The organism is Neobacillus drentensis (assembly GCF_036966985.1).
GTDB classification, from domain to species: domain Bacteria; phylum Bacillota; class Bacilli; order Bacillales; family Cytobacillaceae; genus Neobacillus; species Neobacillus drentensis_E.
Map to the genome: position 1 here is coordinate 1 of NZ_JBALSN010000194.1, position 18,880 is coordinate 18,880.

The following is an 18,880-nucleotide window of genomic DNA, read 5'->3' on the forward strand; positions in this document are numbered from 1 at the left end:
AATAATGTCTATAACCGTATAATTTTCATTAGTGCCTATAATGGAGTGAAGAAGATGAAAATTGGAATTATTGGATTGGGTGATATTGCTAAGAAAGCCTACCTGCCTGTTCTTTCGGAAAAGGAAGGTATTGAATTAGTGCTTTGTACAAGAAATCAAGACACCTTAAACAGCTTATCAAAAAAATATAGGATTCAAGAAAAGGTTCAGTCTGTAGAAGAACTAATCATGATGGGCATCGATGCAGCCATTGTGAGTACTGCTACAGAGGCCCATTTTGAAATAGCTGAAACCTTACTAAGAAATGGGATCCATACATACATAGACAAACCGATATCGATGAATATTCATGAAACCCAAACAATTGTCAAGCTTGCAAAAGAGAACGATAAGATTGCCATGGTGGGTTTTAATAGAAGATTTATACCGAAAGTCAAAGAGCTGAAAGAAAAGGGAAAAGCCAACTTAATTATCATGCAAAAAAATAGGTTCTCAGCTCCAGACTTTGTGCGAAGGTTTGTTGTGGAAGATTTTATCCACGTAGTCGATACACTCAGATTTTTGATGGATACTGAGGTCAAGGATGTCAAGGTAGAGTACCTTAAAAATGGTGAAATGCTTGAGCATTTGGTCATCACGCTCATTGGAGAAGGATGTACCGTTATTGGGATCATGAATAGAAATAGCGGGGTCACAGAAGAAATCATTGAATACATGACTGGACAGGATAAATACGTCGTAAACAGTCTCGTAGAAACAACTCACTATCATAATAAAGAAATAAATATTTCAAAATTCGGTGACTGGGAGCCAACCCTGTATAAGCGCGGCTTTTATCAATTAGTAGATCATTTTATTGATTGCGTTCAAAATAATCACCCACCTGAACCATCTATTGATGATTCACTGATTACCCATGAAATTTGCGAGAAAATCGTGAATTATATTGATTCATCCGATGAATAGATATGATTTTATGATGTTCACATAACAGAAAACTGTAGGGCCCATTTTAGATATTAACTGAAATGGGCCTTATTGTTACTTAACGCATATTTGTTCGTTGTAGATTAAGAGTCGATATTTCACTTAAAAACTAGGCTCTGTTATAACTGATTGTTGATTTCACTGTGTTTGAAAAATAAACGGACAAATTCCGTTTAAATTGGGAAATACCCATATTTCTTTAAAAATAAAGGAATTTTTTCCGTTTATATTATCCAAATCTTTGGATTTTGTCTTATTTAGAGCAGTTAATCGGAATATCTCCGCTTATATCTGCATTTTAGGCTTCCTCTATATACATTAGCCGGAAATTCTCCGCCTATGAATCCTCACACCTACATGAAAATCAACAATTAATAATAACAGAGCATACAACTAGAAACGCTAGAAGCTGTAGGGTTATAAGAATAGAAATATCGTAAGGGCGTAAAAAACCAAATATATATAATCGAAATGACAATCGCAGCTATGTTTTAAAAAAGGCATGGTTGAATGGAGACAACAGTTAACAATCTTTTCAGGCATTTAAAGGGATAAATCCAGGGTTGGTGCCTGCTGATACGAATTCTAATCAAAGTTAATATTTCTTATTCAAACCTAGACTAAACTTAATTTCCGCATCACATAGATCATACTTATCCCTAAGTACTTCATGAAAAAGTACGCAAAACTTATTCTCTGCAATTCCATAAAAATAGGCGAATGGATTTCTTACATTTCTGTTGAACTTCATCTTTCTAATAAGCTGTTTAAAGGATTGGATGGCAACATCTTGGATGTGATGTAGATCAAGTTCCCACCTGTAGCTAGCTGCAGCCAAATTCACTGTCCTCCAATACTCTTCGATGGTCTTTGCTGCAGGAAAAAAGCATTTTACTAGCTGGACAAAAGGTTGTAGAACTTGGTCACTCACATAGGTGTGATTTAATTCGGGCGCTTCTTCTTTACGTTCTTTTATCTTTTGATCTTTTTCAGTTTTTAAAAGATTATAAGTTTCTTTAGGGTGGTCCAGGATTTCCTCTTTAGGTAGTTCATTTGCAGGAAATCGATTGATGATATATAAGTTACTAGATTGCGAACCGTTCTTTCTTTCTGTTTCATAAACAGTTAGAATACCCAATTCTTTTGCTTTTAGAATCATTCGTTTAAAGGTAGAGCGCGAGATTCCATTAAGGTTGTATTCTTCGTGAATCGCTTTTAAGACCGTTCCAATTTTGGCATTGCATACGCCGGGGATTTTTGCAGAAAAACGAACCAGCCGCTTAAACCCAACTAATTCCCCTTTTGAAAAATCATGCTTGTGGAAGGTTAACCACTTCTCGATATGTGTATTCAATTCCTTCAGCGAACTAAATTGTGAAAATTGCTCGAATCCCTCAATATTGCCTGACTTTAAACCCACCATTTCCAGACACCCTTCCATCGCTTATTTGTGCTTGCCAATTGTTAATTCAACAATTCCAGCACCTTCACGATACCGGTTTTAGCAGCACAAATCGAACGACTAAAATTCAAATTTGGGGCCATTTTTATAGTGAAAAGCATTATTTTCGGGGTCAAATTTGAAATTTGAGCCGATTTTTGCAATTTAAGCTATTTTTCATATCAATTTAAAAACCAGGGGTGGAGACCATGGGGACATGAAAATTGCCCTTTTAGAGAGTGGTTTTTGAAGACAAACCTCGACAATCCTTTTGGAAATTTAGAGTGAGAAAACTATGTGGGGAGCGTGCTGAGTCAATTTTTAACCAAACGTTTGTGTAGTTTCGAAAAGACGGGGTTTTAATAGAATAATAGAAGATTGAGAGAATCCCATCTGATTTTGGAGAATGGTGAGTTATTTCCTGCGGAATTATCGACAATTTTTTTTCGATAATTATATGGTAAAAGCCTATAATAAATAGATGCGCCTGTTTTAACCAAACGTTTGAATAGTATAGCATAAATCGAAATTGGTCGAATACAAGCTACCTATCATGTGAAAATAGGATGTGAATCTAGTTTACAAGTAACTAAAAGAGGACTGATCATCAGTCCTCCTAGAGTCTCACCTATTAACGCTCACATGCAATTAAATCTTTATCGCGGTCACTTTTTTTATTTTTGTCATACAGTGCTTTTGAAACATAAGGCTTGTACTTAGTTTTTCCACCTTTGTTTTTAACCTTGGATGAACGTGCCACTCCACCTTTGAAGTCCTTATTCAAAGCAGTACAGTTTTTGTAAGTTTTAATCTTTACTTTCGCCTCTGCAGTATCAGTCAAACTGAAAGATAAACCAAAAACTAACCCCAAAGATAGTAAAATAGTAACTAACTTTTTCAACTTTATTCCACTCCTAATATTGAAATCTACTTTCCATAATAGGATATTACTAGGTAATTATCAATATGAATATTAGTAACTTTAGTCTATTTGACCGTTAACGTCATAGAGAGCATTTCCTTTAATCGGGAATGCTTTTTTATTTTATAAAAATACAAAATATCTATTTTAAATCCTTCGTATAAATATAAGCCGCACTAACCCAGCCTTTGGTTCCATTGCCCGTTTTCACCTGATACCATGCTTTCGCCCCATCCATCGTTACTGTGCCATCTGCTTTCATGACAATGGAAACATAATCATTTAACGGCAGCTTTCCTAGCGAGGAATTGGATGTTGATGGACCCGTCCGGATATTTAACTCCGAAACTGTCACTCTTCCTAGATTTTGAACAGATATGTAGTTTTTAAAGTTGCTAAAGTCCACATCATTGGTCCAATATTCTTTATTGTCCACTTTCACCCGCAGCCAAAAGTCATTGGTTTTTTCCAGAACGTAAAAGGAGTTTCCTTTTTTCAGCGTTTTTACTGAATCGTGTACGCCCTTTTTACTATTAAGAACAATTTGTTTATCTGCAGGAAGTGTAACAACCGTCTTGATATCGGGCGGAAATATATCTCCACCGACAGGAATGGACGGCCTCGTTGGGACATCGATATTGGTATCGGCCTTTGCATAATAGGATTTATCATAGGAAAGAATCTTTTCCATATGCTGGCCAATCACTTTTCCCCAATTCGGATCGCTGGCGTAAAAAAAGTTCATGCCCTCACTACTAGCATCAATTCTTTCATTCGTTAAGGTTTTGGTACTGAAACCCAGATATGCCCCTTGGTACTTCCAATTGACCGGATTTAAATAGGTCGATTTCATTTCACGGGCAATATAGTCAATACATAACTCCACACTTGCAAAACGATAGGCAGCTACAAATGGCGCTGCATCATAGGCACCAAAGCCAAATAAGTTGTTCTTGGCAATCGAAATGCTAGAGGTCCCATAGGCACTTTCGTGAATGGCATGGGCCGCCAAGTATAGAGGATTGACCCCATATTTCTTCCCGGCATCAATAAATACCTGTCCTTTATTCGTCAAAATACTCGACTTCCCCGTACTTTTTACATAGCCAGCAATGTAGTTATTAATCTGACTGGCGGTTACAAGGGATTGAGTCCTTAAATCAATAAATTGGTAGGTATCTCTCGTACCCATTGGATCACCCGTTATTACCTGTTGCAGGTACGTTCCAAATACATAGCCGCTTTTCCCAGTATAGCTGACTTTATACCAGCCATTAGATGTTTTGCTGGTTGGTATAATGATTGATCCTCTAGGAATCACGGTTAAAACATCAGCTGTTGTCGCCGCAGCTTGTCTTAAATTTAATTGATCCGTAACCGCATAGGTCGTCTTCGTTACGGCTTGCTCGGTAATGGTGTCGGTTGGAGGATTTTTGACCTCTCCGTTGTCTGTTCCTCCCGTGTCGGGCGTTTCAGCAGGCTTAGAATATTTCGTAATATCGCCGCCATAGACATAGCCGGATTTCCCGTTATAGGAGACCTTATACCAATCTCCGATTTTTTGCTTAGAAGAAATGATTGTTTGTTTTGGAATTTTCACTAGTTTTGTATAGGCTTTTCCATAGGATGCATACAGATAGGTATCTAGTTTGGCTTGATACTCTGCTGCCGCAAAGGAAGTCAATGTTGCTTTGCTTACCTCTCCGCTATAAACATAAAGTGTTTTTCCATTGTAAGACACCCGATACCAGACCTGTCCGACGCTATTTACTGCTTGATAGGCAGAATAAAGTCCATTGCCGCTTGCGAGGCTGTATACCGCGCTCTTCTTTGTATCTGGAGTAGAGTATAGCTTCAGTGTCTTTTTTGTAAAATAATAGCCGCCGCTAATTGCACTATATTTATAGTATTCCTTTAAAAAAGTACCTTTTAACCAGCCCGTGATTGTTGCATTTTTCCCTTTGGAAGAATAGGTATAGGTCACCTTATACCAATCTGTTACTTTCTCCGCGCTTATGATTGTCTTGCCCTTTGGAATTGTAAGTAATGTTTTATATTTTGTGCTGGCTCCTGAGCGGATGTTGACGTTATCGGTGGTTTGGTACGTTGTTTTTGCAAATTTAACCGTTTTTGGTGATGTAGAAATTTTCTTGATATAAGAGGCGCTAACCCAACCTGTATTGACGACTCTTTTCCCTTTCAGGGTGTATTGGTAGGAAACCTTTACCCAAGTGCCTTTTTGTTCAGTGGCTGTGACCGTTTTTGATTTAGGGACTAGAAAGATTGCTTTATATTTTGTCGAAGGTCCCGTTCGCAAATTAACATTGTCAGTCGTTTGGTAGCTGATATTAGCCAATTTTATGGTGCTGGCAGCATATGCCAGCTGCACTTTTGATGGAATACCTGGGGTGACAACTTCTCCTACTAATAAACTAGTAGATAAGAGAAGAACTTTCCCGATATTTCTCATTGACACACCTCCCTGTCGGATTTCAAATGCTCCATTTATGCATTTTTCTACAAATATAAAAATAACTCAAATTTTGCCGAATGTTCCATTCTCCCATTAAATCTGGGAAAATATAACGTTATCAATTCCTATTATCGCTGATAACCTCTTGGTTTTAAATAGTTTCCAATAAATACTTGTTGCAATCAGAAAAAATGGGTATATTTACTCATATGAGATATGGAGATTTTTCGGGGAATTTGTCATCAATCGCTGACCAATGTGGGGTAAAATGACAAAAACACCCATATTCCAACCTTGGGTGTTTTCGATTCGTTTATTTTCAATTCTTTAAAATGACTTCATTGACCACTCTTTCGGCCGCATGCCCATCTTCTAGGTAACAAAACTGTTGATAAAATTCATTCATCCGTTCATTTGAAACCGTTGTGTTCACTAGGTCTTTTATAGCAGCAATCACTTCTTCTGTTGTTTCGACGAGCGGTCCTGGTGCTTTTTCTTCAAAATTAAAGTAAAAACCTCTAATATCATCCTTATATTCTTCAAGATCATAGGTAAAGAATATCATTGGCCGTTTCAGATTCGCATAATCAAAAAATACAGACGAATAATCCGTAATCAGTAAATCACTGATCAAGTATAGTTCTTGGATGTCCTCATGCTTGGAAAAATCCCAAGCAAATCCCTTATACGCCTCCAACTCAAAGTTTTCAGCGACTAGATAATGCATCCGGAGAATGATAATATATTCATCCCCAAGTTCTTGCTTAAGTTTTTCCAAATCCAACTGCAAATCAAGCTTATATTTACCTTCTTGATGAAATTGATTGTCGCGCCACGTTGGCGCATAAAGGATTACCTTTTTAACTTCAGGCAGCTGATGATTCTTTTTGAATGCCTTTGCGATTTCTTCATGACCTTGTTTATAAAAGATATCATTTCTCGGATAACCTGATTCAATCATTTCTTTATCGAATTTAAATGCACGTTTAAAGATTTCTGTTGAATAGCGATTAGGAGAAATTAAATAATCCCAGTTCCGTGATTCAAGATAAAATTCTTGCTTATACTGCTCCGTCGTCGTACCAGCCATGAGCACTTCTTTCATATCATGGGCCAGCTTTTTCAAGGGGGTCCCATGCCATGTTTGCAAGTAAATGGTCTGCTTCGGCTTCGGAATCCACAGGGGCATCCTACTATTTGTCACCCAAAACCTTGCCCTCGCCATCAAAAACAGCCATTTTACCGAAAAGCGTCGTGCATACGGAATTCCTTTCTCAATAAAGCCTTTTTCAAACCGGGGATCGACGCTCCAAATAAGTTCATATTCAGGATGCTTTCTTTGCAGGAGTTCATAAATCGCCCGAGGATTACAACTATATTGCTTGCCAAGAAAGCTTTCGAACATAATTAATTTTTTCTTTGGCGGGAAAAGTGAAACCAATTGAAATAACCATTTGTATCCTGCTATTATTAACTTTTTCACGGATGATACCAATAAAACCGCGCTCCTAACCGTTGTAGAAGAAACACTGAAAGGGCTGCATCAAAAAAAAGCAGCCTCGTGTTTACTCAAAAACCTATTTATTCATTTTCACTTCTTGATTAACCAGCTTCACTAAGTACTCAAGCAATTGCTCCCTTAGTTCCTCTCTGCTTAAAGCCATTTCAATCGTTGTCTTAATAAAACCAAATTTCTCACCCACGTCATAGCGGATTCCTTCAAAGTCATAGGCAAATACATCTTGAAAACCATTCAAGCGCTGAATCGCATCTGTCAGTTGAATTTCGCCGCCTGATCCTGTTTCTTGATTTTCAAGGAGATCAAAAATCTCAGGTGTTAAAATATATCTTCCCAAAATGGCAAGATTCGATGGCGCTAACTCAACGGGCGGCTTTTCAACAAAGTTTCTCACCTCATACATGCGTCCATCTTGCCGGCTCGGATCAATAATCCCGTAGCGGTTTGTTTCTTCCATTGGAACGGGCTGCACCCCAATAACAGAAGAACCTACTTTATCATACATGTTCATTAACTGCTTTAACGAAGGCACCTTTGCTTGGACAATATCATCCCCTAATAACACCGCAAATGGCTCATTTCCAATGAACTTTCTCGCACACCAAATCGCATGCCCTAACCCTCTAGGTTCTTTTTGTCTTATGTAATGAATATCAACATTCCCAGGCTTACGAACTTCTTCGAGGAGCTCGAACTTCTCTTTACGAGCTAAATTTTCTTCCAGTTCAAATGCGCTGTCAAAGTGATCTTCGATTGCTCTTTTCCCTTTACCTGTTACGATGATAATATCTTCAATTCCTGATTCGATTGCTTCTTCCACAATATATTGAATCGTTGGTTTATCAACGATTGGGAGCATTTCCTTTGGCATTGCTTTCGTAGCAGGTAAAAACCTTGTGCCCAATCCCGCTGCCGGAATTATCGCCTTTTTGACTTTACTCATTTGTATGTCTCCTTATTTCGTATTCTAATGTCATTTGCAGCATTACTAAACATTTATATTTAGAACGTTCCAGCATCACTCTAATACTTGATAAAATGATGCCATTGCCTTTTTATTGTATTCTTCTGGAATAAATTCATCAAGTCTAATGTCCAACTCATTTCTCGCCAGTTGTGTAAGACCTTTTTCAAGCCCTTCAATGCTATTTTCAACTAATAAACCATACCTGCCATTTTCCAATACATTTCGATTCGCAACAATATCTGTCGCAATGATTTTCATCCCATGGGTCATCGCCTCTAATAACACCATCGGCTGGCCTTCATAATGGGAGGATAGAACAAAACAATCACATTTCTTCATTAATATAAAGGGATTCTCTAATTGGCCCATCAAATAAACAGAATCCTCCAGTTCCAATTCCGCAATCAAATTCTCTAAGTCTTTCCTTAACGGTCCTTCACCTAGAATATACAATTTTGAATTTGGGAAGTTCTGCTGAAATTGATTAAAGGCCTTAATTAAGTTATCCTGCCCTTTTTCAGGTGATAATCGGCCCATCGTAATGAAATTATAATTTTCTGTAACCGGCTGGGGAATTACCGTTTCTTCGATTGTTTCAAGTTTTTCTTCTATTTTAGTTGGAATAACTATTTTGTATTTTTTCGAATGAAGCATTTTATACAACGAAGGATGGATCTTTGAATGAAGTTGTTTCCTTCCATCATATTCTCGAACAATCGTCAATGCGGACGAATCAATCCAGCCTATCATTGTTCCTTTGATAGAAAGCCTGCTATAGATCCCTTGCTGCGTTCTTGCTTCCTCATCAACATCAACCAATCGACCTTTATAATCCTTACCAGAAGCGACTTTCTCTGTTCCATCTAGATTATACGGCAAACTCCAAATGTCATGCCCATTCCCATGAGAAATAATCGCTAATTTCTGCACGGGTGTATGTAATAAGATGCTGTCTGTAAGCAATTCAAAACAGCCTTGGTCAAGCCAGCCTACGATCCGGTCATCGATACTAAATTTGTAGTAATTAGCAGCCTCTGTTTGTACCTCGCGTAAAATAGCGACCTCTTGGGTTAGATATTTCATGGCCGGTGCAATTTCAGCTGCACCTATTACAACAGGTGGTCTGTTCCAGATCATCTTGTTTTTCGGATGCGAGATTATTGCCCGTGCCTTGAAGACCGTATTACTAATAATTTGGTCTTCAGCAATCGCCTTATTGATTAACGATTCCGTTATACTCTCAGTCAATTCTTCATTCCCTAACCTTAATATTTTCTCTGGATTAATCGAGTTCATGACGAAATCAAATTTTATTTCCTCAGCAAATTCCGCTAAATTACTTCTGTTTAGCTCCATTGTTGCCGGAGACACACTTACAAGTTTGTCAAAACGATCATAAACGGAAAAGAGCCCTCGTAAATTAATTCGATGGGGGCGACGCCCATTTATGACCTTTTCACTATCTGTACGAATGTCATTATGCATATAACAGATTTTTTTCTTTGCATCGGAAGCAAGCAAATATTTGGCCCAATACAGACTATAACCACTAAAATCGATCGCATAATCAAATTGTGCCCGCCCGGATAGTCTGTTGTATTCCCGTTTGTAGGCATTCTCCGGGTAAAGTTTTTTGGTCACTTTACTATGTGCCCCTCGATTATGAACAAATTTATCCCGATACACTTCGAAAAGACTACGTACTTCTAATCCGTTTCGAAATAAGAACCTAGCATTCTTATTCACCTTTGCGATATTATTTAAGGCTTCTTTCGATTTTGGTGATTTCATGAAGATACTAACATCATACTTACTATAATCGATGTTATCGACCAGATTGATAAAGGATGATGTAATGCCATTGTTTAACAACCCGCCCGGATAAATAAGGATTTTCTTTTTTTCCCGGTCCAATTGATTAATGACATTGACTTGATCTTTTTCCTGGTTAAAGACGTATTGGACGATTCTAGCAGTAACCTTTCCATCATCATGTGATGTGAATTTATTTTTTGCTGCCTGATAGACGAGGCGATAGCTATCACTTATTTTCTTGATATCTTGAACGGCGGCAGCTACTTCTTCGATTGTAAAGAGCGTAGGCCCTGGTAGTTCATCCTCAGATAAATACATACCTCTTTCTTCCCGGTAATCATCATAATCCCAAATGTAGAATAATATTGGTTTACCTGTTACAAGGTAATCAAAAAAGATACTCGAATAATCGGTGATTAAAAGATCCACAGTACTTAACAGCTCGTTAGTATCTACAAAATCCGGAACTAAGATATCTTTAATTTCAGTAAATTTCTTCGCCTGATTATACAAAAAGGGATGAACTTTGATCAAAAGGTTATACTCGTTTCCTGCCTTTTTTCTCAAATATGTCATTTCACTAATGATTTGAAACATATCATTTTTCGCCTTTGATACATTAGTCCCTTTCCATGTGGGTGCATACAGAATCGTCTGTTTATTTTTATCGATTTCTAGCCCTAATTGAGTTAGGAAGGAATGGAACCTTTCAGAATCGGTTTGATAGGTTAGATCAATTCTCGGATACCCTTCTTGAATAATTTCTCCATTATATAGTCCGTTAAGTTTATAACTATCAAGAAACATTTTGGTTGTATGGTCATTCGGACTTAAGAGATAATCCGCACTAAGAAAATTCCTAACCACATTCTGCGAATGGGCTGGATTACCAGGGATATCAAATCCCATCCTTTTTAGCGGGGTCCCATGCCAAGTATTAATATAGACTTGCTCTTTTTTGGGAATAAAAAAAGGCTGAAAGGTAGAATTATTAATTAGGTACTTGCTTGTGGCTAACCACTTTAAATATTCCTTTGAATTACGTTTGACAAATATCACATTTTTCAAGTCTTTGTAATTGGCAATCACGCTTTCTAACTCTTTCGCCTGATTGATAGACCAAATATGTTTGAAATGCTGAAATTCGGGGTGATGTAAGAGGTATTTAAAAATGGCATATGGACTATCGGTTACACTTTTTCCGTCCCTGCTCTCATAAAAAATAGTATGGTCCATCACGTTTGATTTTTCATAATACCTTCTATACTGGAAATTTCTGCGATGATTGGCCTTTCTAAAATAATTATAGAGGGGTCCAATAATAAACTTAATTCTTCTTTTTAAAACCTTTTTATTCATGAAAATCTACAGCTCCCTTACCAGTTCACTTTCTTATAATTTTTATTAGTTATTCTTACCATTTTTGATGCTTTATATGTACGGAGCTGACAATCTACTTTTTCTAAACAACAAAAAAGCAAATCGATGAACAAGTTTCCTTGTCATCCATTTGCTTTTTAAGAACTGCCTATCATTCTTACTCTAATACCTTATAAAACGTATCCATTGCTTTTTGATTATATTCTTCGGGCCTAAAATCGTCAGGTGTATGTTCAAGTTCATTTTTCGCCAATTGATTGAGTCCCTTTTCTAGCCCCTCAACGCTATTATCTACTAATAAGCCATATCTTCCATTTTCCAATACCGTTTGATTCGCAACGATATCGGTGGCTAAAATCTTCATGCCTAGAGTCATCGCTTCCAATAACACCATCGGCTGACCTTCATAGTGCGAGGAAAGCACAAAGCAATCGCATTTTTTCATGATTTTAAACGGATTTTCAACCTGGCCAACTAGGAACACCGAATCTTCCATTTTAAGTTTACCAATTAGATTTTCTAAATCCTTCCGGAGCAGTCCTTCCCCTAAAATGTAAAGTTTAGAATTCGGAAAACCTTGATGAAACCTAGCAAAGGCTTTAATTAAATGATCTTGTCCTTTTTCAGGTGATAGTCGACCCATATTTATGAAATTATAGTTTTCCTTCACCGGCTCGGGAATGACTGATTTTTCACTTGCAATCTCTGCACCTGCAATAATGGAGAAAGCACGTTCATCCAGCCAGCCTAGTTGTTTCCCATTGTGATAAAAAAAATAAAAGGTCCCGGCTCGAGTTTTATTACTTTTCGTCACAATCACCTTAGAATCTTGTAATTCACTGGCATCCATCATTTTTTGGCAGCCAAGGTTGGGGTATGGTTTCGTCCAAACGACATAATCATTGGGGTGATCAATAACAGCTAGTTCGTATAAGTTATGTTCCTCCAGCGTGCGATTGTCCAGTGTCTGGATAAAACTTTTATACTTTTGATTATTCACCCTTTTAAAGGCTGAATATTTTAAGTTATGCTTAGATTCTTTATCATACCTAAGTACTAAGGCCGAAGAATCAATCCAGCCAATGAGGATACCATTGATTGAAAACCGGCTATAGATCCCATGCTGCGTTCTGGCTTCACAATCAACGTCCACTAAAATCCCTTTATAGTCCTTACTTGATGATATTTTTTGAATACCTTCTGTTTTATAGGGTTGATTCCAGATATCATTGCCAGACACATTCTGTATAACGGCAGATCTTTTGACCTTTTTTTCGTATAGGATGCTGTCTGAGAGCACTTCAACACAAGCTTGATCAATCCAGCCGATGATCCGTTCTTCCAAACTAATCTTAAAAGATACATTTGTGTTGGTTTGAGCTTCCTGTAAAATAGTAACCTCTTTATTTAACAAACTATTAGCCCGCGCTGTTTTCTTTGCCCCTTCCAAACCTACTGGCCGATTCCAGATAAAATAATCTTGTGGTTGATTAATAATGGCTCGGGCTTTAAAAGGGATGTTGCTAATCAGTCCTCCTGTTTGTGAACGGTCTATTGAGAGCTCATCAGATTGATCCGCTGCACCTTCATTGCTTAATGTTAAGATTTTTTCGGTATTAATGGAGTTCATCACGTAATCAAATTTCGACTCATCTGCATAGGCCGACAAATTCTTTTTATTCAGCTCCATGGTCCCAACCGATACGCTAACCAGTTTATCAAAGCGAGGATAGACGGAAAAAAGGCCTCGTAAGTTAATCCGGTGTGGTTTCCTGCCATTAATGGTTCGTTCACTATCTGACAGCAGATCATTATGCATATAACAGACTTTTTTCTTGGCATCAGTAGCGAGGAGATATTTTGCCCAATATAAGCTGTACCCGCTAAAATCGATAGCATAATCAAAATGGGACTTTCCAAAAAGTCGTATTACTTCGCGAAGATAGCCGTCTTCAGGATAAAGTCTTTTTGTGAGATTGCTATGCGCCCCGCGATTATGCACGAATTTATCACGATAAACTTCATGAATATTAAAGACAGCCAGTCCATTTCGAAAAAGGAATCTTGCTTGTTTATTTACCTTTGCCATATTATGAAGGGTCTCTCTTGACGTAGGTGTTTTCATAAAAATACTCACATCATACTTCGTAAAATCAATGTTATCCATCAGATTAATGAAAGAAGAGGTAATGCCATTGTTCATCATCCCGCCTGGATAAATAAGGATTTTCCTTTTGCCGGTGTCGCAATTTTTGATTACATTTAACGGAGCCCTTTTTCCCTTAAAAATGTATTCAGCGATTCGCTCTGTTACATGCCCATCATCATGATGGGAAAATCTATGTTTTGCATTAAGATATACTTCTTTATAATCATCGCTTACTTTTTCAATATTCTGTACAGCATCTGCCACTTCATTAATCGTAAACAATGTCGGACCTGGCAGCTCGTCATCTGATAAGTACCGTCCCCTTGTTTCATTATAATCATCGTAATCCCAGACATAGAAAAGGATGGGTTTATCCGTCACAAGAAAATCAAAGAAGATACTAGAATAATCGGTGATTAAGAGATCAATCACACTTAATAATTCATTCGTGTCGACAAAGTCAGGGATTAAGACATCTTTAATCTCTGTAAATTTTCTAGCCTCTGCAAATAAAAATGGATGGACTTTGATTAATATGTTGTATTCTTTGCTGACCTGTTGTTTTAAATAGGACATATCCGAAATAATTTGATACATATCATTTATTGCTTTTGAGACATTGGTCCCTTTCCAGGTAGGTGCATACAGAATAGTTTTTTTGGTCCGATCAATTTTCAACCCAATTTTGGCTAAGTAATCGAAATATGGATTTGCTTCCGTATGGAAGGTAAGGTCCATCCTGGGATAGCCTTCTTCAATAATTTCGCCATTATAAATCCCTTTTAGCTTATAACTGTCAAGGAACATGTTGGTTGTATGTTCATTCGGGCTAATTAAATAGTCGGCACTAAGAAAATTGCGCACAACATTTTGGGAAACGGATGGGTTTCCTGGGATATCAAACCCCATACTTTTCAGCGGAGTTCCATGCCATGTATTGATATAAATTTGCTCTTGTTTGCGGATAAAAAAAGATTGAAAGGTAGAATTGTTGATTAAGTATTTACTAGATGCGAGCGCTCTGAGGTATACTTTGGAGTTTCGTTTGACAAATGTTACATTATCTAAACGTTGATATGCGGAAATGATAGTTTCTAAATCTTCAAAGTTGCTAATCGACCAAATATGATGATAATCCTTATATTCAGGATTATGCAGTAAGTATTTAAAAATAGCATAGGGGCTATCTGTTAAACTTTTTCCATCGCGGCTTTCATATAAAATGGTTTTGTTGTTTACAGTGCATTTTTCATAATACTGTGTATATTGATAATTGATGCGATAGTTTGACTTGGCAAAATAATGATAAATCGGATTGATGATAAATTTGATCCTTCTTTTCAACACTTTCAAATTCATGGAACAACCCCCTATCCAACGAAACGTTGATGGAAAAATTCATATATTTCCCAAAAATTATAGCATATTTTTAGATGCCAAACTATATCAAGACGGTACCGTTATAGCTGGTATTTGTTAGCCTGATTGTCGAATTCTGTTTGACTGGAACATTGTACTAACCCAGCCACTTTACTATAATGGATACAAGACCAATCACAAATACAGTTAAGGGGCAGTTACAACATGCTTTTTTCGATGATCATTCCTGTCTATAATGCAGAAAAATATTTACATGAGGCGATTGAAAGCCTTATTAATCAAACAGTGGATTTTAAACAAAATGTCGAAATTATTTTGGTTGATGACGGCAGTACCGATCAATCAAAGGATATATGTCAAAACTACGTCAGCAAGTATCCTAACAATATTAAATATGTCTACCGCGAAAATGCCGGCCCTGGCAGCGCCAGGAATACCGGTCTCAATCATGTTTCAGCTCAGTCAGATTACGTTGGCTTCCTAGATGCCGATGATCTTCTGTCCGAGGATTCACTTGAAAAAGTGGGCACTTTTTTTTCTCAGCATGAAAATGTTCAACTAGCAGTGATTCCACTCTACCATTTTGAACGAATCGATACCCCTCACCGATTGAACTATCGTTTTGAGCAAGGAGACCGGGTGATCCATATTCTCGAGGAGTACACGGGAATCCATTTTCATATTGGCGGATGCTTTTTTAAAGCGAAACATTTCCTTGATAATCCTGATTTTAGATTTCAGACCGACATCAAATTCTGGGAGGATGCCCTCTTTATCAATACCTTCTTACTTGAACACAAGCAATACGGGGTAGTCTCAGAAGCAAAATATCATTACCGCCGGCGTGTCGATGAGGATTCACTCGTTAGTAACGCTTGGTATCAAAAATCACGGTACACGGAAATGATTAGACGCTGCTATTTAACACTGATTAACGAATCAAGGAGTCACTATAACGAGATCCTCCCATATGTGCAGTTTTTAATTACGTATCATATACGGTTGTACCTTTTTCCTAAAAACAACCCTATTATCTATGAAGTATTAACGAAGCAAGAGCAAGATGAGTTTTTTGAGGAATTTGTTCAGTTGATTCAATTGTTTGATAAGAAATACATCAAAGAACAGGACATGCCCTTTTATTATAAAACCTATTTGTTAAACCTAAGTGAAAACGGCTGGCCGTACAAAGAAAATATAAGTCCCAAGAAGATTGAAAAACAAAAGGTTGTAATAACTAAATGTCATCACCGTGCATTAAAGTGGACAATAAAAGGTCACTTCATGAATAAAGTCTATTTTATGAAGGAAAATGATCGGCTGTTTATCCAGGCGAAAGACAAGATTAGGTATTTGCCAAAAGCCGAACTTCCTGGAAAGCTGCGTATCATCTGGGGAACCGTAGTACGAAACTACGAGCATGCCGGTTTTGAAACGATTCTACCCTTCTATCGGAGTAAATTCCAATTCGGCCTAGAAACCGAATCCGGCAGAAAATACATGTTAAACGAAGTAAATTTGAAAGAAGTAGAGTTGGATTAATAGTAAAAAGGGTGAATCCAAAATGGGTCCACCCTTTTTTCATTATTGATAGACAGGAACATCGTAGAGCAACGTGAATTGTGTTAACGTACTTAACATCTGTGCCATTCTCGTTGTTTGTTTTACAGCCCAGCCAATATCTGTTGCATATTGATGGGATGCAGAACCATAAGTGTCCATCGCTTCTGGATTCCAGCGCATTTTGTAGAGGGTGTCTTGTCCTGCATGAATATACTTTTCAGCAGCAAATTGTGCACCGCCTATGATCGCTTTCTCAACGGTCGTCCACCCATGGTCATAGGCGAACTTGGCACCATAATAATCTGGGTTGCTGTCATAGGCACCGACGCCATAGACATTATAAACCGTTACGCCATTCACTTTAATCCCCGTGGCAAGCTTGCTTGTTCCATTACCAGTTTCTAAAAGCGAATGACTGATGAGGTATATTTCATTAATGCGGTAGGTTTGTGCCGCTTTGATATACGAACTTCCCTTACCAGCTAAAACCCCTTTACCATAAAGAATGCGGTTATTCAACTCAGTTGCATTGGTCCCTGCTGGATTGGAAAGGATTAAGAATTGCAAATACGTATCAGAACTTGCACCAAAATTCAACGGGTCCAAATAATATTCAATCTGTAAGGACGTAGCTCCATTCCATGTTGAATCTGAATCAGTTACAGGCGAAGCCTTCATTTGCATATTAACTGCTTGATCTAAAGTCAAATCATAAACCGTTTTTCTTTGTTCACCAATATCTACCTTTTTAATGTAACAAATAGTAACTTGTCCATTCACCGTGGCATAGGACTTATACCAGTTTTGACTATAGTTATAAAATTTTAATATCATACTCTTCTTATAGTCTTTAAGTACCTTTGAATCTCTCGAAGGTAATGAGTAGACATGGGTAGGTGATTTTAGTGTAATACCTTGTAAAGTAGTATTCGAGAAGTTAACCTGTTCGAGATCATTTTTATTAATATAAACAGTCTTAACTTTCCCATTCACAGTCACATACGACTTTTTCCAATTGGTTGAATACGAATAGTACTTTAAAATGGTACCTGGTTTATAGCTCTTTAATACTAGGGCATCCCTTGTTGGAGAAGCATACAGCTTGGTAGGATTTAGTAAGGAAAATCCTTCCTGTTTTTCAGATTTATCAACAAGCTGGTCAACTTGATCCTTAGCTAGATACACTACAGTTGGAACTCCATTATAAGTCACGCTCGACTTATACCATTTTGATGAATAAGTGTAATACAATAACGATGCTCCTGAACGGAAGGTTTTTAACACCTTTGAACCTTTTGATGGAGCTGAATACATGTTAGTTGGATTTGTTAAAGCAATCCCTGAATGTTTTGTAGGATTGGTTGTTGGTTTTTCAATATCCTCTTTATGAATGTAAATCGTACGGAGTATGCCATTCACAGACACTACCGATTTGTACCAATCACTTGTATAGGTATAAAAAGATAGGAAGGAATCTTGTGCAAACGTTCGTAATACTTGAGAGTTCCTTGACGGTGTGGCATACAAATTAGTCGGGTTCTTTGAGGCAAACCCTACTTGTTTAACAGGATTAGTGATGACTTGCTCCACATCATCCTTGTTAATGTAGACTGCTTGCGTCACACCATTGATATTTAAGCTTGATTTATACCAACCAGATGTATAGGTATAATATTTTAGTAGAGAGCCTTCGCTATAAATCTTTACTACTTTTGAGCTTCTCATTGGCGAAGAGTATAAATTAGTTTCCGCCTTGATTGCAATCCCTTCTTGTTTTACAGGATTGCTGTCAGATTGTTCAATATCATCCTTATGAATATACACGGTTTGATATTTACCATTAACATTAACACTCGTTCTATACCATTGTGATGTATAAGAATAATAGAGTAAAAATGAACCCTGAGGGTAGGATTTTACCGCTTCAGATGTTTTTGTTGGTGCGATGTATAAATTGGTCGGATCCTTCAAGGAAATCCCTTCATATTTAACAGGGGTTGAAGTTACTAAATCAATCGCACTTTTTTGAATGTAACCTGATTTATTGGTGCCATCGACATTGACAGTGGTAACATACCATTCTGTTGAAAAATCATACAACTTTACTGAAGTACCTTCAGTATACGTATGAAGGATAGTTGAGTTAGTAGAGGCTTCTAAAAACACATTGGTTTCTGGCTGGATCGTAATCCCTGTGAGTTCGACCTCAACGGTAGTATTTGCATCCAGAGTCACATTGTTCTTCTCAACTGTAGTGGTTGTATCCTCAGTTACTGCTTCCTTT

9 protein-coding genes and 1 pseudogene are annotated in these 18,880 nt (G+C 37.5%); 2 read left to right on the forward strand and 8 right to left on the reverse strand.

Going from position 1 to position 18,880, the window contains the following annotated elements:
* Positions 1–966: Gfo/Idh/MocA family protein (locus tag V7659_RS13245; RefSeq protein WP_335540384.1), on the forward strand; the 966-nt coding region annotated here is incomplete at its 5' end.
* A 616-nt stretch (positions 967–1,582) separates the two neighbouring features.
* Here V7659_RS13245 and V7659_RS13250 read toward each other — a convergent pair.
* From V7659_RS13250 to V7659_RS13280, 7 genes and pseudogenes are all read right to left on the reverse strand, one after another.
* Positions 1,583–2,410 carry a hypothetical protein gene (locus tag V7659_RS13250; RefSeq protein WP_335540385.1) on the reverse strand — a complete coding sequence of 276 codons (828 nt, stop codon included), beginning with the start codon at positions 2,408–2,410 and terminating at the stop codon, positions 1,583–1,585.
* 649 nt (positions 2,411–3,059) lie between these two features.
* Positions 3,060–3,329 (reverse strand): excalibur calcium-binding domain-containing protein, encoded by a 270-nt coding sequence (locus V7659_RS13255; RefSeq protein WP_335540386.1) that lies wholly within the window; start codon positions 3,327–3,329, stop codon positions 3,060–3,062.
* A gap of 163 nt (positions 3,330–3,492) precedes the next feature.
* Entirely contained in the window at positions 3,493–5,820 is a 2,328-nt protein-coding gene (locus tag V7659_RS13260) for an SH3 domain-containing protein (RefSeq protein WP_335540387.1), read from the reverse strand.
* 322 nt (positions 5,821–6,142) lie between these two features.
* A pseudogene (locus V7659_RS13265) lies at positions 6,143–7,315 on the reverse strand (CDP-glycerol glycerophosphotransferase family protein); the annotation flags it as partial.
* A gap of 85 nt (positions 7,316–7,400) precedes the next feature.
* Positions 7,401–8,285 carry a UTP--glucose-1-phosphate uridylyltransferase GalU gene (gene galU / locus V7659_RS13270; protein WP_026567716.1) on the reverse strand — a complete coding sequence of 295 codons (885 nt, stop codon included), beginning with the start codon at positions 8,283–8,285 and terminating at the stop codon, positions 7,401–7,403.
* Between the two features lie 75 nt (positions 8,286–8,360).
* Entirely contained in the window at positions 8,361–11,483 is a 3,123-nt protein-coding gene (locus tag V7659_RS13275; protein ID WP_335540388.1) for a CDP-glycerol glycerophosphotransferase family protein, read from the reverse strand.
* Between the two features lie 178 nt (positions 11,484–11,661).
* The gene (locus V7659_RS13280; RefSeq protein WP_335540389.1) at positions 11,662–15,012 is read right to left on the reverse strand and encodes a CDP-glycerol glycerophosphotransferase family protein; all 3,351 of its coding nucleotides are present in this window, start codon (positions 15,010–15,012) and stop codon (positions 11,662–11,664) included.
* Positions 15,013–15,237: 225 nt separating this feature from the next.
* On the opposite strand from V7659_RS13280, the gene V7659_RS13285 reads away from it, so the two are divergent.
* Positions 15,238–16,575, forward strand: a complete 1,338-nt coding sequence (locus V7659_RS13285; protein ID WP_335540390.1) for a glycosyltransferase family 2 protein — start codon at positions 15,238–15,240, stop codon at positions 16,573–16,575.
* Positions 16,576–16,617: 42 nt separating this feature from the next.
* Here the strand turns inward: V7659_RS13285 and V7659_RS13290 are convergent.
* Positions 16,618–18,880 (reverse strand): N-acetylglucosaminidase (locus V7659_RS13290; RefSeq protein ID WP_335540391.1); only part of this gene is annotated, 2,263 nt, incomplete at its 5' end.